This window comes from Anaerococcus tetradius ATCC 35098 (assembly GCF_000159095.1).
GTDB classification, from domain to species: domain Bacteria; phylum Bacillota; class Clostridia; order Tissierellales; family Peptoniphilaceae; genus Anaerococcus; species Anaerococcus tetradius.
The window spans coordinates 24,034-44,026 of sequence record NZ_GG666296.1 but is presented as its reverse complement, the minus strand read 5'-3'; the positions used below and the strand labels follow the sequence as shown (position 1 = coordinate 44,026).

The window sequence follows — 19,993 nt, the reverse complement described above, 5'->3', positions numbered from 1 at the left end:
AAGTTAAAATATATAAATATAAAAGTTACTTAATTTTTTTAGGGGGAAAACCAATGAAAATGAAAAGAGTTTTTTCTTCATTGATGGCACTTGGACTAGCTAGTACACTAGTTGCTTGTGGCGGTGGAGAAAACAAAGACAAGAAAGCCGATGACAAATCAGCTGATAAAAAAGCGGAAGATAAAGGCGAAGCCAAAGAAGGTGAACAAACTGCTGAAAATTTCCAAAAACAAACCTCAGACGATACTCTAGTAGTAGGTCTTGGTGAGCTTAATGGAGACTTCTACACTGGTTGGACCAACAACGCTGGAGATGTTAAGGTAAGAAGATATCTTGGTATCGAAGGAAACAACGGTTACCAAACAGTAGTTCAAGATGAATCTGGTGCTTGGGTAAACAACCCAGTAGTTCTTGATGGTGATCCTGTATCTGAAAATAATGCAGATGGTTCTAAGACTGTTACTTTCAAAATCAAAAAAGATCTTAAATGGTCTGATGGTAAGCCTGTAACAGCAGATGACTACCTATTTGGTTCACTACTTCACACTCATCCAGAATATGCTAAGCTAACAGCTTCAACAAACCCAGGTTCTGATTCACTTAAAGGCTATGAAGCTTATAAGAAGGGTGATAAGGATGTATTCGAAGGACTCCAAAAGGTTGATGACTATACATTTAAGATTACTATAGATAAATCATTCCTTCCATACTTCGAAGAAGCATCTCTACTAGCATTTACTCCACACCCAATGCACTATCTAAACGAAAACTTAGCTGTTTCTAAAGAAGGTAACAAACTTGTTGCTAAAGATGGATATAAGCCAAGTGATGAAGAAAAGAAGAAATACGTTGAAGGAATTGATGCTCAAATCAAAAAGCAAAACGAAGACTTCAAAGCTAACAACCCAGCTCCAGATGATAAGGCTAATGAACAAGACAAGAAGGCTTACGAAGAAGCTAAGAAAGCTCACGAAGAAGCAATCAAAGACCTTGAATCTCGTAAGAGCGGTGATGTAGATCCTACTCAACAACTTATCGATGAAGCTATGCTTAAAGAAGTAAATGAATACAGACTTAAACCAGAAGTTGTTACAGGACCTTACAAGTTCGATTCTTTCGAAAACAACATGGTTAAACTAAGCCTAAATGAAAATTACGCTGGAAACTTCAAGGGTGATAAAGCTACTATCCCACATGTAATTCTTCAAACTGTAAACAACAAGATTGCTGCTGACCTACTAGAAAATGGAGACATCGATATTTGGGAACAAGAATCTGATGGTGCTGCAATTGACAGAATCAGAGCAGCTAAAGATAAGGGAAAAATCGGTGGATATAACACATTCGAAAGAAATGGTTATGGTAACGTTCAATTCCTAACAGACAGAGGAACAACAAAATACAAAGAAGTAAGACAAGCTATCGCTCACTTGATGGATAGAAACAGCTTCGTACAATCATTCGCTGGTGGTTACGGTGTAGTAACAAATGGTATGTATGGTACAAGCCAATGGATGTATAAGGAAAGAGGAGCAGACCTAGAAGGTAAGCTAATCAACTATCAAATGAACCTTGACCAAGCTAACGCCCTTCTTGACAAAACACCTTACAAGTTCGAAAAAGATGGTAAGACTCCATGGGATAAGAAGAAAGCTGATGAAGCATTCAAGGCAAATGCTGATAGTTTCGACTACTATAGATACAACGAAAAAGGTGAAAAACTTGTAGTTAACCAATATGGTTCAGATGAATCACCAATTACTACATTAATTTCTAACCAAGTACCAAACAATGCTAAACAAGTTGGTATGGAATACAATGTAACAGCTGGTTCATTCGCAACCCTACTAAACTACTACTACTACCCAGAAGAAAACCCACAATATACAGCATTCAACATGGGTACAAACTTCGGTACACCATTTGATCCATGGTATCAATACAACTCACAAGGACCTTACAACTACTCAAAAGTTAAAGATCCAAAGGCTGATGAGTTAACAACAAAACTTCGTAGAGTAGCACCAGATAAGAAGGAAGAATACCTAGACGCTTGGGAAGAATTCGAAATTTGGTACAATGATTATCTACCAGAAATCCCACTCTACTCTAACCAATATCACACAGGTTATACAAAGAGAGTTAAAGGATTTGATGTTAACACACCAGTATGGCAATCAGAAGATCAAATCAATGCTATCAAACTAGAAAACAAATAATAATTAACAAATAATTTGGGGCTCACGTGAGTGAGCCTTTTTATTTGATATAAATATATACATTAATTATTAGATGAAATACTGAATAATCATAAAAATATTAAAAAATATTGAATAATAATGTCGTAATTTCGCCGAGCCTTAAATCTTTATATGATTTTTATTTACAAATTAAGTAATGGTCATGGTTGACAAAAGGCGACTAATATTATAACATATAACTTATAAAAATTATTAACTTGGGATTGTTTAATCTTTTTTAAAAATACTACATAATTATCAGTGCACTTTAGCTAGATAATCAGTTTCAAGTCACAAAATAGGAAGGGAAAATATGTTTCGTTATATAGTTAAGAGAATAATAAATCTAATACCAGTTGCTCTAATTATATCTGTTATGCTTTTTGCTTTCTCAAAGGCTATGCCTGGAGATCCAATCAAAGCCATGATGCCAACTACAGGGCGAATGACTAAAGCAGAGCAAGAAGAGTTATACCACACTCTTCAAGCAAGATATGGGCTTGATAAATCTTTGCCAGAGCAATATGTAAGATGGTTAGGAAGAACTCTCAAGGGAGATTTGGGAGAATCTACAAGGGTTAGAAGACCAGTGTCTGAATACCTTGCAGAACCTTTGAAAAATACAATTTTTCTAAATATAGGCTCTACTATCTTATCATTTGTCCTTTCGGTCTTGATAGGAATTAGGTCGGCTACGCACAAGGGAGGATTTTTCGATAAGACCTTCCAGACTTTAACCCTAGTTGGTTTATCAATTCCAGTATTCTTTATTGGACTTATATTGATATTTGTTTTTGCCTTTAGGCTAGGATTATTCCCTGCCAATGGTATGCCTAGAGAAAATACTTTCTCCGAATGGGTAAGATATTTGGTGCTTCCAACGGCAACTCTTACTATAGGTTCTCTTGCATCCTTATCAAGATATGTAAGAAACTCTATGCTAGATGCCCTAGACCAAGATTATATTAGAACTGCAAGAAGCAAGGGTCTAAAGGAGAAGACTGTTGTCTATTCACATGCCTTTAGAAATGCGTTAATTCCTGTAGTTACCGCCCTCACATGGGCTATTCTTGGTATGTTTTCAGGATCAGCTATAACAGAGAGAATATTCTCTTTTAGGGGAATTGGTAATGAGTTGATACTTGCAGTAATGGCTCAAGATTACAATGTAATCCTTGCTCTTTCAATGTTTTACGCAGTCCTAACACTTCTCGGAAACCTACTTATGGATGTGGCTTATGCCCTAGTAGACCCAAGAGTACAATTGGAGGCCTAAGATGAATGCAATAGTTAAAAAATCTTTTAAATCATATGGAAATTTCTTGAAAAATTTCTTCTTTAAGGCCTTTACTTTCTCTAAGGGAGAGGAGTTTGAAGGAGATTTTGATTCTAATAGAAATTTAGGAGAAGATGAACTTCTTCACTCAGATAACAAGAACATAGACAATGGACCAAGAAAAGAAGATGAGAATGACAAGCTTAAAGAAGAAGCTATCATGTCACCTGGTAGGGTTGCTATAAGAAACTACTTTAGAAACCCTCTAGGTATAATTGGACTTGTTCTTTTCCTAGCTATTGTTCTTGTAGTTTTTGTAGGAAGCAAGGTTCTTCCTTTTAATCAATATTACTCACAAGGTAACTTAACAAATGTAGCTCCAGGTGGGGCATATATGAATTATCCTTCTGCTATTGAAAAAGAAGGAGTTGAAAAAATTGCTATCGGTAATACTTTCTCAGCTGGCCTTACCAAAGAAGGCAATATCTATGTTTGGGGCTCAGACAATGAGGATAAAGTTTTACAAATACCAGATAAGGCAAAGGAAGCCTTCAAAAATAGCAAAGTTAAGGATATAGCAGCAGGTGATAGACACATTATTGTTGCTACTGAAGATAATCAAATATATGGTTGGGGAAATAATTCCTTCCAACAAACCCAAACTCCTCCAATGGAAGAATCTAAGATTAAAGAAGAGGGAATCAAGAAACTTGGTGCAGGAGTGCAATATTCTGTAATTCTAACTAACAAAGATAATTTGGTAGTTTGGGGTTCTACTCTTGCAAGTAGACTAAACCTTCTTCCTTCAGATATTAAGGGAAAGGTTGTTGATTTTGCTACAAATCCTATCAATATCTTAGCTATCATGAAAGATGGCTCAATAAGATTATTAGGAGTTATGGGGGCAGAAATTGATACCCAAATGCCTGCCGAGCTTAAAAGCGGCAAGGTTAAGGTTAAGAAGGTTGCCCTAACGAGCTCATCTGCAGCAGCTCTTTCAGAAGATGGCAAGCTTTATGTATGGGGCCCATCAAGAGATCAAGTCTCTGGAGAATATCTACCAAAATTCGATGCAAATATTGTAGATATCAAAGCGAGTGATTCAGTTTTCACTGCCCTTGATGAAAAAGGAAAAATTTATCAATGGGGTAAGGAAAACTACGGCGAGCTAAAGACTCCTGAAGGAGAATTTGATCAAATTTATTCTTCATACTTTAACAATTACGCAGTAAATAAAGAAGGAAAAGTAGAAACTTGGGGTCTTAATGGATTTAGATTTGGATCAGATGATCAAGGTCGTGATATCTTTACAAGGCTTATCCATGGTGGAAAGATGACTATGGTTATCTCCTTGATTTCTACTGTTATACAAATTGTCCTTGGTGTACTAATTGGTATGATATCTGGTTTTGCTGGAGGAAAGATTGATAACGTATTGATGAGATTTTCTGAGATTGTATCCTCATTCCCATTCTACCCAATGCTTATCTCTCTATCTGCCCTCTTGCCACCAGGGGCAAGCCAAGAGCAAAGAATTACTATGGTAATGATTTTATTAGGTCTTTTGGGATGGACGGGTCTGGCAAGACTTGTTCGTGGTCAAATCTTAGCAGAAAGAGAACGTGACTACATTACAGCTGCTAGGGCCTTGGGAGTTAAGAACTGGTCAATAATGATCAAGCATATTTTCCCAAATATCTTATCAATAGTTATAGTAAATGCTACAATAGGCTATGCAGGAAACTTATTAACAGAGTCAGGTCTATCCTTCCTAGGTTTTGGTGTTCAAGAACCAACTCCTTCTTGGGGTAATATGCTAACTGCTGCTCAATCATCAGATGTACTTAATACATACTGGTGGAGATGGGTATTCCCAGCACTTGCAGTATTTTTGACATCATTTTCTGTAAACCTAATCGGTGATGCATTAAGAGATGCCATCGACCCAAGAGCAAATGAGAGATAGGTGATAATATGAGTTTATTAGAAATAAAAAATCTACACACCTACTTCGAAACAAGACGTGGTCTTATCAAGGCTGTAAATGATGTTTCTTTTACAGTCGATGCTGGTAAGACCTTGGGTCTTGTTGGAGAGAGTGGATCAGGTAAGAGCCAAACAGCTATGAGTATCCTCCAGTTGTTTGAAGCTAACCAAAAGATTTACGAAGGTGAAATAATATTTGATGGAGAAAAGATTTCTTCCTACAAGACTAGCCAAATGGAAAAAATCAGAGGGAATAAGATTTCTATGATTTTCCAAGAGCCAATGAGCTCCCTTAACCCAGTCTTTACTGTAGAAAAACAGATTTCAGAAGTTCTTATGCTCCATAAGGGAATGAACAAGAAAGAAGCAGCCCACAGGTGCGAAGAGCTTCTAGCTGCTGTAAAAATCCCTAACCCACATGTTGTAACTAAGCAATATCCTTTCGAGCTTTCTGGAGGAATGAACCAAAGAGTGATGATTGCCATGGCCCTTGCTTGTGAGCCAAAGCTACTAATAGCTGATGAGCCTACAACAGCCCTAGACGTAACAATCCAAGCCCAAATCCTAAGGCTTATGAATGACCTAAAGGAAAAAGCTGGAACATCCATCCTTTTTATCACCCACGACCTTGGTGTAATCAACCAAATGGCAGATGAAGTTGCGGTTATGTATTGTGGTCAAATTGTTGAGCAATCTCCAGTAGAGTTTATCTTCAAACACGATATTACAGATTATAACCATCCATATACAGTAGCCCTTCTTAATTCAATTCCATCTATCACTTCAGATAGAAATGAAAGACTTGATATCATACCTGGAAGCGTGCCACATCCACTTAACCTACCAAAGGGTTGTAAGTTTGCCGACAGGTGTAAGTATGCTACAAAAAAATGTATAGAAGTAATGCCTGATCTTGTTGAAATTAACGAAAATCAAAAGATTAGATGTCATTATCCAAATAGAAAGGAGAGGGAGGAAAATGAGTAATAAAGAAGAGAAAAAAGTCTTATTTAAGATTAGAAATCTAAAGAAATATTTCCCTCTCAAGAAAAAATCCTTATTTGATAGGGGACCTGGTGAGTATGTTCACGCCAACGAGTCTATAAGCCTAGATATCTATCAAGGTGAGACCCTTGGTCTAGTTGGAGAATCTGGTTGTGGTAAGTCTACCTTTGGTAGAACTCTTCTACAAATTTATGACCAAACAGAAGGAACTACCCTTTATTATGGCAAGACAATCGAACAAACAGCTCCTGCCTACATGGCTGATATGATTAAGAAAATCCCTAGCCAGTTTCCTAAATACCACAAGGAACTTGACGAACTTAATGAAATCTACAAGGGCCTAGAAGAAGCTAATACAGACGAAAAAAGAGCAGAGCTAAATGAAAAGGCTATGTTTAAGCGTCGTGAGATAGAAGAAGACTACCTAAATATGATAAGAATTGCTGGGGGCCTTTTGGCAAGCGATGATCTAAACAAGGTTTCTTCAATGCTAAAAGAAAAATATGACATCCTAAAGCAAAGAGCAGCTGTCCTAACAAGCCTAGAAGAAATTGAGCAAAAAACTCAGATGAGATCTAGAACTTGGGATGAATACTATGCTTATCTAGAAAAAAATCCAAAATACAAGGAGCTTCAAAATCAAAAAGAAGCTAAAACTAAAGAAATTGAAGCGAAGGATGCTATTATTGAAGACTTTAGAAAAACCCTTGAGTCTAAGGATAAATTTGATGAGCTTGAAGCTCTTCGTGATGATGGAATTGACCTTTCAGAACTTAACAACGAGGAGATGAGAGCCCTTCGTAAAGACCTACAGATGATCTTCCAAGATCCATATGGATCTCTTGATACCAAGATGACTGTTGGAAATATAATCGGCGAAGGAGTTTTGGGTCATGAGCTCTTTAAGAGTAGAAAAGAAGAGGGCTATAACGAATATATAAGAGAAACTATGGAAAAATGTGGACTTGCTCCATACTTCCTCCATAGGTATCCTCACCAATTTTCTGGTGGACAAAGACAAAGAATTGGTATAGCAAGGGCCCTTGCCTTAAAGCCAAGCTTTATAGTTTGTGATGAGGCAGTAAGTGCTCTAGATGTATCTATCCAATCGCAAATCATTAACCTTCTCCAAGACCTAAAGGATGAAAACAACCTAACCTATCTTTTCATCACCCACGATTTGTCAGTAGTAAAATATATATCTGATAGAATAGGTGTAATGTACTTGGGTGTGTTGGTAGAACTTTGCGAATCAGAAAGAATCTTTGAGAACCCTCTCCATCCTTACACAAGTGCCCTACTTCGTGCTATTCCTAGAACGGATGTAGACCAAGGTCAAGAGCTTCAAATAATTGAGGGAGATATACCATCAGCAGTAAAACCACCTAAGGGATGTAGGTTCCATACTAGATGTGAATATGCTATGGATATCTGTGCCCACTTTGAGCCAGAGCTTAAAGAAAGAGAAGAAGGCCATTTTGTTGCCTGCCACTTACTTGATGTAAGCGAAGAGGAAAAACAAAAGGCTTACGAAAAAAATAAAGCAGAAAAAGCTAAAAAAGAAGAAGAATTGGAAGAAATGAGTGCTATATGAAAGCTCCTATAGATAGATTTAAGGGAAAAAGTCTGGAAGAAATCTATAAAAAAGAGAGACTCCTAGATAGGGATAATCTCGATAAGAACGATCAATTAGCCATGTTTCTTGCAGCGATGAAGGTGTTTTTGCCTTGGCTCTTACTAATACTTTCACCACTGATAATCTTTGCTTTACTAATATGACTTAAATCCCCTGCAATTGTAGGGGATTTTGTTTTAGCCTAATTTAAGAAGTATAATAAATAGATGAGGCAAAAAAATAAGAAGCGCCAGATCCCTTAGAGGATGACGAGGAAGACAGTTATCGAAAATTCGGCGGGTGCTGTCTGGGTTCACAGCCCTAGTATCTAACAAAACATGGGAGTAATCCTATGGACAGAGAAGATACAGTGGCCTCATAAAAATAAATAGGAGGTTACTATGTGCGGAATAGTATCGTATAAGGGAAAGCTTGATGCAAGAGATGTAATTGTCGATGGTCTAGAAAAATTAGAATATCGTGGTTATGACTCAGCAGGTATAGCTGTGATTGAAGATGGTAAGATTTCTTGTGTAAAAAGAGCAGGAAAACTCAAGAACTTAGAAGAGGCTTTGAAGGAAAATCCTATAGATGGAAATATTGGTATAGGCCATATCAGATGGGCAACTCATGGGGAAGCTAACGATGTAAACAGCCATCCTCATCTTTCAAATAATGGCAAGATTGCTGTAGTTCATAATGGAATTATAGAAAACTACAGACAACTTAGGATGGAGTTGGAAGAAGAAGGCTATAGCTTTAAATCATCAACAGATACAGAAGTTATAGCTGTAATGCTAGAAAAATATTATGATGGAGATCTCTTAGAGGCTGTAAAAGAAGTAAGAAAAAGACTAGAAGGAGCCTTTGCTTGTGGAATAATTTCATCTGATGAACCAAATAGACTTATAGGAATTAGGGTTGAAAGTCCACTTGTTGCAGGAATTATGGATGATTCTTATATCATGGCAAGCGACATTCCTTCAATCTTAAAATATACCAGAGATGTAATCTATCTTGAAAATGGAGATATAATCGACTTTTCTGATGATGGCTACACTATCTATGATGAAAATGACAAGAAGGTTGAAAGGGAGATTAAAAAGATTCAATGGTCAGTTGATGCAGCAACTAGGGCTGGCTACGATCATTTTATGATTAAGGAAATTAACGAACAAGCTTCAGTAATTAATGAGCTTATAAGGTTAAATATCAAAAATAATGATGTCGTTTTTGATGGAGACTCTTTTAGTAAAGAAGAAATAGAAAAATTCAAAAGAATCTATATAGTAGCTTGTGGAACAGCCTACCATGCTGGTCTTATAGGAAAGGTAGCCATAGAAAAGCTAGCCAAGATTCCTGTCATTTGTGATCTAGCATCAGAATTTAGATATAATGATCCTTTTCTTGATGAGGACAGCCTAGTTATCTTTATTTCTCAATCAGGAGAAACAGCTGATAGCCTCAAGGCCCTAAGACTTGCCAAGGAGAAAAAGGCTAAGACCCTTCTTATAACAAACACCCTGGCATCATCTATGGATAGGGAAGCTGATAGGTCTATTTATTGCTATGCAGGCCCAGAAATTGCCGTAGCAAGCACTAAGGCCTATACCAGCCAAGTTCTAAATCTCTATCTCCTAGCTCTAGATTTTTCTAAGAAACTAGGAAGAATTGATGATAACTACCATAAAAACATCATAGAAAATTTGAGGGAAATTCCAGGAAAGATCGATCAAATCCTAGCTTACGATGAGCTTATAAAAGGCTTTGCCGAAGAGATTAAAAATCAAAAGAGTCTATTTTATATAGGTCGTGGTATTGACTACGCAACAGCTATTGAAGCAGCCCTCAAACTCAAGGAAGTTTCATACATTCACACAGAAGCCTTCGCAGCAGGCGAGCTAAAGCATGGAACAATCTCTCTAATAGAAGATAAAACCCCAGTAATAGCTATAATGACCCAAGAAAATCTAATCGGCAAGAGCCTATCTAATGTAGAAGAAGTTGTAGCAAGAGGAGCTAATGTCTTTATAATCACATCCCACAAAGACACAAGAATGGAAAAAATTACTGAAAATATCCTAGTAGTTCCAAAGACCTTGGATATACTCTATCCTCTCCTAACAGCCCTACCTTGCCAGCTTATGGCCTACTACACATCTCTTGCCAAGGGCATTGATGTAGATAAGCCAAGAAACTTAGCTAAATCTGTAACTGTTGAATAAGAAAATTTGTAAATATTAATAAGATATCGTCATTTATTTTGTAGATGGCGATATTTTTTTGGAAAATCTCCATAAAAAACTAAAAAAGATGTTTAGAAAATAAATATGGGGGTAATAAAATAACAAGAAAGATTAATCATTCTAATACAATCAAGGAGGAAGGTCCGATGGGTGATTTCGAATCGTTTAGAAAAACCCCATACGATACTTGTCCTAGAGTTTATTATCTATGTAAAGGAAGAATGGATAGGCTCTCATCCGATTTTGAATCTCACTTAGACTCAGAGATTACTTTTAGGCAAAGATTAGCTATGAAGGATGCAATTGGCAAGCTAGCTTGTGGGGATAGATTAAAATTGAATAGAGATGGACACATGGTCTTTGATGAAAATATTAATTTAGGAGTAAATAAAGATATGGTCTCTGATGTATTGACTAACCTAGGTTGGCTCTAATCGCTTATTGGACTTAACTAAGCTTTATTAGAAGATGAAGCTATGAATGTTAAGTGAGACTTAAAAATTATTAAGCGATTCTTGCAGAAATCTAGGTTTTTTATTTACCCAAAGATCAAAGGAAAAATACAAAGACTTAGATTTTCATTAAGAAAAAAATGATAGTTTCTCTAAGAAGGAGAAAACCTATCATTTTTTTGATTTTACTTATTTTAATTTCCTATCCTTAATTAGGATAGACTTTTTCAGGAATCATCTTGCTTGTTAGATAGATTAGAAAAGGAAGAACTACGGCATCGTCTAAAATTCCTAGGAAGGGAATAAAGTCGGGAATCATATCCGAAGGTGTTATGGCATAGGCTATGGCAAATAAGCCTAGTAGCTTTGCTAAAAGAGGTGTATCTTTATCTTTCATAGCTCTTAGATATCTTGGTATGAAATTTTTAATCTTTATCAATTTATTCATTATAAACTCCTTGTAGAAAGTTCACATATCTTTATATGTATCTTAATTATACTTGAAATATTACTATGTCAAATTAATTATATAAAATTATACTTAAAATAAGTTCATGAAATGTTTTTAATGAAGATTACAAAAGTAAAAGAAGATAAAGGAAAAGTCACAAAATTAATAAGAATATTAAGGATATTGACTTATTAATTATTATCCACTATCATAATATAAAGAGTTTTTTGTTTAATAAGCAGGAGGAAGAAATGAGAGAAGACTTACTATTTACCCCACCTGATTTTTCAGATGAGAAATACGCTTCTTCTAAAGATGTTTCGACAGTAGAAGTTAAGAAGGACGGGGTAAGCCCACAAGGATTTTATTTGACAAGCCATATGCCAACCTACTACAAAGTAGATGGTAAGTGGCAAATTCCTGATAGAAGCTCCCAAGATTGCCTAGCAGTTGTTGAAGAAGGAAAGATTTATATAAGAGAATTTAGAAATCTTAGGAAGGGAGATAGGGTCGTTGTAGCAAGGTCTAGCGATGGTTCAGAAGGGGTATTAAAATACCCAGAAGGTTTTTCTGATGAAGTTATAAATCATGGTGGTGATTTTGTCGAAGCTTCTAATACTTCTAATTACAAACTTCTTTATGAGTTAATGAAGAAAAAAAGGGCTAATAAGGGAAATATTTGCTGGGTCTTGGGCCCTGCAGTAGTTTTTGATTATGATACTAGAAATGCCTTATCAAAACTTGCTGAGAATGGATATGTTAATTCTCTTCTTGGTGGAAATGCCATGGCAACCCACGATCTAGAGGGAGGTTACTTAAATACTGCCTTGGGTCAAGATATATATACACAAATTTCTGATCCCCTAGGTCATTACAATCATCTGGATACCTTAAATGCTATAAGAAAGCTTGGCTCCATTGATGAATTTATAAATAGGGGCAAGGTTCGTGATGGTTTTGTTAAGACCCTAAAGAGGCTAGGTGTTCCTATAACTCTTGCAGGATCAATTAGAGATGATGGACCCCTTCCAGAGGTTACAGGAAATGTTTATGAGTCTTTGGATAATGTTAAAAGACAAACTGATGAGGCTGATTTAATCATATGTCTGGCAACAACTCTTCACTCAGCATCAACTGCTGAAACAGCTTCAAGCTATAAGATAGATGAAAATGGCAAGCTAATCCCAGTTTTCTTATTTACAGTAGATGTTACAGAAAATGCTGTAAGAAAGGTATCTAGTGCTAGAGATAAAATAGCTGTAAGAAGCCTTGTGACCAATGTCCAAGACTTTGTGGTAAATCTAGAAAAGGAGCTTATTGCAGGCGATTACCAATCCTATGATGAAAAACACTTAAGGGATGGCAAGGATACTTTGGAAGAAAACAAGTTAGAAGCTTCTGGAAAAAGATATTAAGGAGTGAGTATGGACTATAAATTTGAAATGCCAAAATACTTCCCAAAAGAATTTGACGAAAGATTTGATAAATATCCTAATGCAAAACTAGTAGAAGTAGAAAAAGACGGTATAAGCCCAGAAGGCTACCATGCTCTATCAGTATTTCCAGAATACTTCAAGATAAATGGCAAATGGGTGCTCGCCCTCCAATCTAGGATGGATACAGTAGCTGTTGTTAATGATGAAGCTGGTAAAGAAAGAGTCGATGTAGTAGAGTTTAGAAATCTCAAAAAGGGAGATAAGGTAGTCCTTGGACGTAAAGAAGATGGATCTGAAGGGATTTACGTCTATACTGAAGGCTTTGTAGATAAAACAGAAAAAGAAGAAGCTACCTTTGGTTTTAGGGAAGGAAGATCTAGAGAAACCGCCTTTTCCAAAGATTATGACGAGCTTTATGAGATTTTAAAATATGAAAAAAAGAATAAAGGCTTTGTAACATGGGTCTTGGGTACAGCAACAAGCTTAGATGAAGATAGCGATGATGCCCTAGCAAGGATAGTAGAAAATGGCTATGCCAATGCAATCTTTTGTGGAACAGCAGCAGTAGCCTATGATCTTGAGAGGGCTAAATTTAATACAGTCGAAGGTCAAAAAGAATACCTCAAGATCCAAAACACTAGAGAAAATTTCTATGAAATAATAAATAGGGTAAATGAAGTAGGCTCAATTGCAGAATATGTAAAAAAAGAAGGAATAAAAACTGGTTTTGTTCAAGCAGCAGTTAGAAATAAGGTGAAGCTTGTAATTGCAGGTACTATAAGAGATAGGTACACCTTTAAGGACACTTATAACAATGTTTACGAAGCTCAAGATGCTATGAGAAGTAATATCAAAAAATCATCGACAGTAATCATGTCATCAGCTATACTCTTTACAATAGCCACAGGCAATATGACCCCATCATATAACGAGATAAACGGAGTTATAAGACCAGTATTTATGTACACAGTAGATATCCAAGAGTTTGCGGTAAATAAACTATCTGACAGGGGAACCCTAACAGCTAAGTCTATGGTAACCAACTCTCAGGACTTTGTAAAAAACATCGACAGGAATATAAATAGAAAATAAAAAGTTTCTTTCGTAGGAAGATTTCTTAATGTATAATTATTAGTGAGATAAGATAAGAAAAGCTTATACTAGGATAAGAAAATCAGCAAAGGGGTCTTAGGATTTTTTCGGACCCTTGTAAAAATTAAGGAGAATAAAAATGGGAGTTAATTTAAGAGGACGTAGTTTACTAGCGATTAAAGATTTTACAGAAGATGAAGTTTTGTACTTAATCAAATTATCAGAACAATTCAAAAACCTTAAACTTACAGGAACGCCACATAACTATCTTCAAGGCAAAAATATAGTCTTATTATTCGAAAAAACATCAACAAGAACAAGATGTTCTTTCGAAGTAGCGGGTATGGATTTGGGAATGGGAGTTACTTACCTAGATCCAGGTTCAAGCCAAATGGGCAAGAAAGAATCAATAGCAGATACAGCAAAAGTCCTCGGCAGATTCTATGATGGTATCGAATATAGGGGCTTTAGGCAAGACTTAGTAGAAGAATTAGCAGCAAATGCTGGAGTTCCAGTATGGAATGGTCTTACAGATAAGTGGCATCCAACACAAATGATTGCTGATATGCTTACAATCAAAGAAAACTTCGGTAAACTTCGTGGACTAAACTTTGTATATATGGGAGATTGTAGAAATAACATGGCCAACTCCCTTGCAGTAACTTGCGCAAAACTTGGTCTAAACTTCATCGGTTGTGGTCCTAAGGACCTATGGCCAGAAAAAGAAGTCCAAGATATAGCTAGAGAATTTGCCAAAAAACACGGCTCAAAAGTTGAATTTAGTGAAGATGTAATGGCTTCAACAAAGGATGCAGATGTAATCTATACAGACATTTGGGTATCAATGGGAGAAGCGGAAGAAGTTTGGGGAAAGAGAATCGAAGAACTTCATCCTTACCAAGTAAACAAAAAAGTTATGGCCAATGCCAAAGAAGAAACAATTTTCATGCACTGTCTCCCATCCTTCCATGACCTAAACACAACAGTCGGCAAAGAAATCTACGAAAAATTCGGCGACAAATACGACCTAAATGGCATGGAAGTTACAGAAGAAGTATTTTTATCTAAACAATCCAAAGTTTTTGATGAAGCAGAAAATAGGATGCATACTATAAAAGCCATAATGTATGCTACACTTAAATAATACTTTATAATGAAACTGTCAGTTTTGCTGGCAGTTTTATTTTGTGAAAAATCATAAAAATTTGATATAATTATAAAAAAAGGAGACGTTCATGGGATTTAGATTTAGAAAAAGCATCAATTTGGGCATGGGCTTTAGGATTAATATGAGTAAGAGTGGGCCGGGATTTTCTTGGGGTGGCAAGGGCTTTAGGCTAACCAAGACTGCCAAGGGAAACATTAGGGGCACAGCCTATATTCCTGGTACAGGCCTTTCTTACCAAAAAGAATTTAAGAATCCCCTTGCTTCAGGCTTAGAAAAAACTTCTAAGGCTAAACAAAGCTCTAGGATAGAAAATACCATCAAAGAGCAAACTTATGAAAATACAAGAAACTACAAAGTGGACTTTGGTCAAATACACTCAACTGCCCTAGAGGAAATAATACAAAAAAGCGAGGCGAAAAGACCTTACAGGCTTTTGGGTCTTATATTATCAATAGGAGGAATATTTTTATTCTTCATTAACCATTACCTGATTGCCCTCACACTTATTGGAGCAATTCTTTACTTCTACAAAAAAGAAGGCGATGATATCAAGATTGATTATGACTTTACTGAAGATTCGCAAAAAGAGTATGACTTAACTCAAAAGCTTCTAGCTGGGATACTCGAAAGTGACCAAGTATTCTTTATTGATAGGCTAGGAGAAGATGGAGATAAACTTGTTATTCTTGAAAGAAGTCCGATAAGGCTAGATAATAAGCTTCCAGGAAAAATTTCTACAAATGTAGAAGTAACAAGCCTAAGGGCAAATGACATTGGTCTAAGCTTTTTGCCAGATGCACTATTATTTGACAAAAATGCTTCCTACAAGGCTGTTAGCTATGAAGATATGAAGGTGGATTTAAGATCTGATGAATTTGCTGAAAGAGGAAAAGTAGCTGATGATGCAAGTATAATAGGGAAAACATATATCCATACAAACAAAAATGGTGAGCCTGATAGGAGATATAAAGAAAATCCTGAAATAACTTTAGTAGAGTATGGGATTTTGGAGATGAAAAACTCTGATTTTGATTTTATGATAGGGTTTTCGGACACTATAATCGATGGAAAGTAAGAATTATTTTAATTTTAGAAAATTTTCCTATTTAAAAGTCAAAAAAAGGGGTATAATTGTTGTATAACAAGGTCTTAGCCACTGATGAGTTTTTTAATTTAAGAAGGTGTCTAAGCACTTGGATTTTAAGGAGGTTTTTTATGTTAGAAAAGAAAGCACTAAGTATCGGAGCAGGACTATTGGTAGGAGTAGTTGGAGGAAAGATTCTTAACTCTAAACTTGCCAAAAAGGCTACAGTAAGCACAGTTGTTGGAGGACTCAAGGTTAAGGAATCCATTGACAAAACACTTGAATCAATCAGAGTTTCAGCAGAAGATGTTATCGCAGAAGCTAAAGAAGTAAAGGCTAAAGAAGAAGCTGAAGAAGCTAGAAGAGAAGCTGAAAAAGATATCGAAAAAGTATCTTGCGGATGCGGATGCGAAGAACATGAGGAAGAAGCTGAGGAAGAAAATAAATAATGAGAGCCTCTATTGCTCATAGGATCGAGGGAAGAAGCCGTTTTACCTATGAAGATTATATTAAAGAGGAAAATCTCAATAAATTAAAATACTGCATAGAGGGTATTTCTGGGGTCAAATCATGCAGGGTATCTATTCTTACAAAGTCAATGACAGTCTACTATGAAGAAAGTAAAATTTCTCAAATAGCAAGGGCCATCCTTGACTTAGACCTTAGGACAATTGAGGAAACATCAATAGAAAGAGCTGACTTTGAGGCTCAATCTGATAATGATATTTTCCATATCCTAAGAGATGCCATGTACACCAGGATATTTTTCAAATATATCCTACCTCAACCTTTTAGCACTATCGGTCTATTTATTAGGGCCTATCCATTTATCAAAGCTGGTTTTAAATCTTTGATTAAAGGAAAGGTTAATGTTGAGCTTCTTGATGCAACTGCAATTTCCGTTTCACTTGCCACTAGGCAGTATGGAGATGCGGGTAACATTATGTTCCTTTTGGGACTTGGTGAGAAGCTTGAAGATTATACAATGAAGAAGTCCCAAGAAGACTTAGCCCATTCTCTCGCTTTGAATGTTGATAATGTATTTGTAATTGAAAATGGCAAAAAGATTATCAAAAATATCAAAGAGGTAGAAAAGGGAGATTTGGTTGAAGTTGAGATGGGTAACTCTATTCCTGTAGATGGCAAGGTTGTAAAGGGTGTAGCTATGGTAAATGAATCTTCTTTCACAGGAGAATCAAATCCAGTTAAGAAATCTATCGGAGCTACAGTTTTTGCTGGTACAGCTATCGAAGAAGGAGCTATACTAATAGAAACCAAGAAGAAGTACGATGAATCTAGACTAAGCCATATTATAGAGCTAATTTCTGATAGTGAAAAAAATAAATCTTTAGCTCAAAAAAATGCGGAGAATATGGCAGATAGCTTAGTTAAGTACTCATTTATTGGAGCTGGGCTAACCTATCTACTTACAAGAAATCTACAAAAAGCTAAGTCATTCTTGATGGTAGACTTCTCATGTGCATTGAAACTTACAATTCCTATTGCTATCATGAAGGCAATCAGCCAAGCATCTGAACAGAAAGTCTTGGTAAAGGGTGGCAAATACCTAGAAAACTTGTCTAGGGCCAACACCATAGTCTTTGATAAGACTGGTACCCTAACTAAGTCTGAACCAAAGGTTGCAAAAGTTATTGCCCTTAGCGATATAGAAGAAGACGAGTGTCTAAGAATTGCAGCCTGTCTTGAGGAGCACTTCCCACACTCAATAGCAACAGCAGTAGTAGAAGCTGCCAAGGAAAAGAAGCTAAGGCATGAAGAGATGCACTCTAAGCCAGAATATATCGTAGCTCATGGAATAAAGACTACTATAGTCGATAAGATAGCTATGATAGGCTCAGAGCACTTCGTTCTTGATGACGAGGGAATCCAAATAGATGATAAGACTAGAGAGATAATTGATAGGCTAAAAGAAGACTATTCTCTTCTCTACCTAGCCTTTGCTGATAGGCTTATAGCAGTAATTTGCATCGAAGATCCTCTAAGAGAAGAGGCTAAGGATATAGTCAAAGAACTAAGAGCCTTGTCTTTCGACAATATAGCAATGCTTACTGGTGATGCAGAAAATGCAGCAAGAAGTGTAGCTGAAAAGCTCGACCTTGACTATTACCAGTCCCAAGTTTTGCCAGAAGATAAGCAACAATATATTATGGATGAGAAAAACAAGGGAAGAACTGTTGTAATGATAGGAGATGGAATCAATGATTCAGTTGCCCTATCAAGTGCAGATGTTGGTATATCTATGCATCAAGGTGCAGATATAGCTAAAGAAATATCAGATATTTCTATAGGAAGCGATAGTCTAGATGGACTAATCGATGTTGTAAAAATTTCTAAGGCTATGGATAAGAGAATAAGAAGTGATTACAGACACATAGTATCCTTCAATTCAAGTCTAATACTCTTAGGAGTTTTGGGTATGCTATCAAATACAAACTCATCTCTCCTTCATAACCTATCAACAGTTATGATAGCTGGTAGAAATATGAAGTCTTATAAAATTTAATTAAGATTTGTAAAAGCAGGACTTACTCAAAGAAGAAGGTCCTGTTTTTTTATCCTCTTTTTCTCCTAGAAAATATAAAACAAGCCTAGGCTTTCAGCAAGGATTTTATGTAAAGAGAGCCTAAATATGGTATATTAATACAAAGGAGTAAGAGATGGAAATTGATTTAAGAAATAGAAATTTCCTCGATATGAAATATTTTTCTGAGGAAGAAATTCTTTATTTAATAGATTTGGCGGCTGACTTTAAGAAGCTCAAAAAAGAGAAGAAAGCCCACAAGTATCTGGAAGGGCAAAACTTGATTTTACTTTTCGAAGAAGCCTCCACTAGGACTAGGACCTCCTTCGAGGTTGCCGCCTTTGATTTGGGTATGGGAGTAAGTCTCATCAATTCAAATTCAAGCAAGCTCGGTGAGAAGGAATCCATAGAAGATAGTATAAATGTTTTTGATAGATATTTCGATGGAATTGTTTATAGGGGTAACAAGCAAGCCATGCTTGAAAAGCTTGTCAATATGACAGAAGTACCGATCTATAATGCAATGACCGACAAAAGCCATCCTAGCCAGATGATTTCCGATATGCTAACTATTAAAGAAAAATTCGGCTATCTTCGTGGTTTGAATTTGGTTTATTTGGGCTATCCGGGGGATATAATGCCTAATTCCCTTTCGGTAACTTGTGCTAAGCTTGGAATAAATTTCACAGCTTGTGGTCCTAGGGAGTACTTTCCTAAAAGGGACTTCATAGACCAATCTCAAGATTTTGCTGAAAGTCATCATTCGCAAGTGATTTATACGGAAAATCTCGAAGAAGCTGTAAGGGGAGCTGATATCATCTATACAGATATGTGGATTGCCCTAACTGAGATGGAAAATGTTCCTCTAGAAAGGATTTATAAGCTATATCCTTATAGGGTTGATAGGAAGGTTATGGCAAAAACCCATGACAATTCTATATTTATGCATTGTCTACCTGCCCTTCACGATAAGAAATCAAAGCTTGCCAAGAAAGTTATTAGTAAACTTCCAAAGGATATGGATTTTGATGGGATGGAAGTTACTGATGAGGTATTTAGGTCAGAAAAGTCTATGGTCTTTGATCAAACAGAAAATAGGATTCCAGCTGTAAAGGCTATTTTGTATTCTACCTTAAAGACAGAATAGTGAATATTATCTAGCAGAATAAATAATTTCACATAAATATTTGACAAGAATACTAGAAAGCTGTATTATCTATTTAACGAATAAATGTGATTACAGAAAGACAGTTTATAAGAATTATCTTAGAGAAAAGACGGTTGGTGCAAGTCTAATAAGGATTATTTACTTATTCCCTCTGTAGGCAGAATAGCTGAAATAAGTAAGCTGTTACGGGAGCTTCCGTTATCTGAAGCAAGGAGTTGATAGACTCTTGTGA

16 protein-coding genes and 1 other annotated feature (1 of these 17 cut by a window edge) are annotated in these 19,993 nt (G+C 36.2%); of the genes, 15 read left to right on the top strand and 1 reads right to left on the bottom strand.

Going from position 1 to position 19,993, the window contains the following annotated elements:
* Positions 1-53: 53 nt before the first annotated feature.
* From HMPREF0077_RS03300 to HMPREF0077_RS03265, 8 genes are all read left to right on the top strand, one after another.
* Entirely contained in the window at positions 54-2,219 is a 2,166-nt protein-coding gene (locus HMPREF0077_RS03300) for an ABC transporter substrate-binding protein (protein ID WP_004836537.1), read from the top strand.
* A 334-nt stretch (positions 2,220-2,553) separates the two neighbouring features.
* On the top strand, positions 2,554-3,516 hold the full coding sequence (locus HMPREF0077_RS03295) for an ABC transporter permease (RefSeq protein ID WP_004836536.1): 963 nt from the start codon (positions 2,554-2,556) through the stop codon (positions 3,514-3,516).
* A 1-nt stretch (position 3,517) separates the two neighbouring features.
* Positions 3,518-5,482 (top strand): ABC transporter permease subunit, encoded by a 1,965-nt coding sequence (locus HMPREF0077_RS03290; RefSeq protein ID WP_004836535.1) that lies wholly within the window; start codon positions 3,518-3,520, stop codon positions 5,480-5,482.
* 8 nt (positions 5,483-5,490) lie between these two features.
* Positions 5,491-6,489 carry an ABC transporter ATP-binding protein gene (locus HMPREF0077_RS03285; RefSeq protein ID WP_004836534.1) on the top strand — a complete coding sequence of 333 codons (999 nt, stop codon included), beginning with the start codon at positions 5,491-5,493 and terminating at the stop codon, positions 6,487-6,489.
* Positions 6,482-8,101, top strand: coding sequence for an oligopeptide/dipeptide ABC transporter ATP-binding protein (locus HMPREF0077_RS03280; protein WP_004836532.1), 1,620 nt, complete (start codon positions 6,482-6,484; stop codon positions 8,099-8,101). The genes HMPREF0077_RS03285 and HMPREF0077_RS03280 overlap by 8 nt, the downstream gene beginning before the upstream one ends.
* Positions 8,098-8,286 (top strand): hypothetical protein, encoded by a 189-nt coding sequence (locus HMPREF0077_RS03275; protein ID WP_004836530.1) that lies wholly within the window; start codon positions 8,098-8,100, stop codon positions 8,284-8,286. The genes HMPREF0077_RS03280 and HMPREF0077_RS03275 overlap by 4 nt, the downstream gene beginning before the upstream one ends.
* A gap of 237 nt (positions 8,287-8,523) precedes the next feature.
* On the top strand, positions 8,524-10,347 hold the full coding sequence (glmS, locus tag HMPREF0077_RS03270) for a glutamine--fructose-6-phosphate transaminase (isomerizing) (RefSeq protein WP_004836529.1): 1,824 nt from the start codon (positions 8,524-8,526) through the stop codon (positions 10,345-10,347).
* A 167-nt stretch (positions 10,348-10,514) separates the two neighbouring features.
* Positions 10,515-10,802: a hypothetical protein gene (locus HMPREF0077_RS03265; protein ID WP_004836528.1), complete on the top strand. Its 288-nt coding sequence runs from the start codon at positions 10,515-10,517 to the stop codon at positions 10,800-10,802.
* Between the two features lie 226 nt (positions 10,803-11,028).
* Here the strand turns inward: HMPREF0077_RS03265 and HMPREF0077_RS03260 are convergent, their stop codons facing one another.
* Complete coding sequence (locus tag HMPREF0077_RS03260) at positions 11,029-11,268, bottom strand: YkvA family protein (protein ID WP_004836527.1); 240 nt, start codon at positions 11,266-11,268, stop codon at positions 11,029-11,031.
* Between the two features lie 254 nt (positions 11,269-11,522).
* On the opposite strand from HMPREF0077_RS03260, the gene HMPREF0077_RS03255 reads away from it, so the two are divergent.
* From HMPREF0077_RS03255 to argF (HMPREF0077_RS03225), 7 genes are all read left to right on the top strand, one after another.
* Positions 11,523-12,686: a fused N-dimethylarginine dimethylaminohydrolase/saccharopine dehydrogenase domain-containing protein gene (locus HMPREF0077_RS03255; protein ID WP_040349368.1), complete on the top strand. Its 1,164-nt coding sequence runs from the start codon at positions 11,523-11,525 to the stop codon at positions 12,684-12,686.
* Between the two features lie 9 nt (positions 12,687-12,695).
* Complete coding sequence (locus HMPREF0077_RS03250; RefSeq protein ID WP_004836525.1) at positions 12,696-13,799, top strand: ornithine cyclodeaminase family domain; 1,104 nt, start codon at positions 12,696-12,698, stop codon at positions 13,797-13,799.
* Between the two features lie 139 nt (positions 13,800-13,938).
* Positions 13,939-14,943: an ornithine carbamoyltransferase gene (argF, locus tag HMPREF0077_RS03245; RefSeq protein WP_004836524.1), complete on the top strand. Its 1,005-nt coding sequence runs from the start codon at positions 13,939-13,941 to the stop codon at positions 14,941-14,943.
* 91 nt (positions 14,944-15,034) lie between these two features.
* Positions 15,035-16,042 (top strand): DUF4236 domain-containing protein, encoded by a 1,008-nt coding sequence (locus tag HMPREF0077_RS03240; protein ID WP_004836523.1) that lies wholly within the window; start codon positions 15,035-15,037, stop codon positions 16,040-16,042.
* 140 nt (positions 16,043-16,182) lie between these two features.
* Positions 16,183-16,500, top strand: a complete 318-nt coding sequence (locus tag HMPREF0077_RS03235) for a DUF6110 family protein (RefSeq protein ID WP_004836522.1) — start codon at positions 16,183-16,185, stop codon at positions 16,498-16,500.
* On the top strand, positions 16,500-18,575 hold the full coding sequence (locus tag HMPREF0077_RS03230) for a heavy metal translocating P-type ATPase (protein ID WP_004836521.1): 2,076 nt from the start codon (positions 16,500-16,502) through the stop codon (positions 18,573-18,575). Before HMPREF0077_RS03235 ends, HMPREF0077_RS03230 begins: the two co-directional genes overlap by 1 nt.
* Before the next feature lie 154 nt (positions 18,576-18,729).
* On the top strand, positions 18,730-19,740 hold the full coding sequence (argF, locus tag HMPREF0077_RS03225) for an ornithine carbamoyltransferase (RefSeq protein WP_004836520.1): 1,011 nt from the start codon (positions 18,730-18,732) through the stop codon (positions 19,738-19,740).
* 80 nt (positions 19,741-19,820) lie between these two features.
* Positions 19,821-19,993: a binding site (T-box leader), on the top strand; it runs 56 nt beyond the window's last position.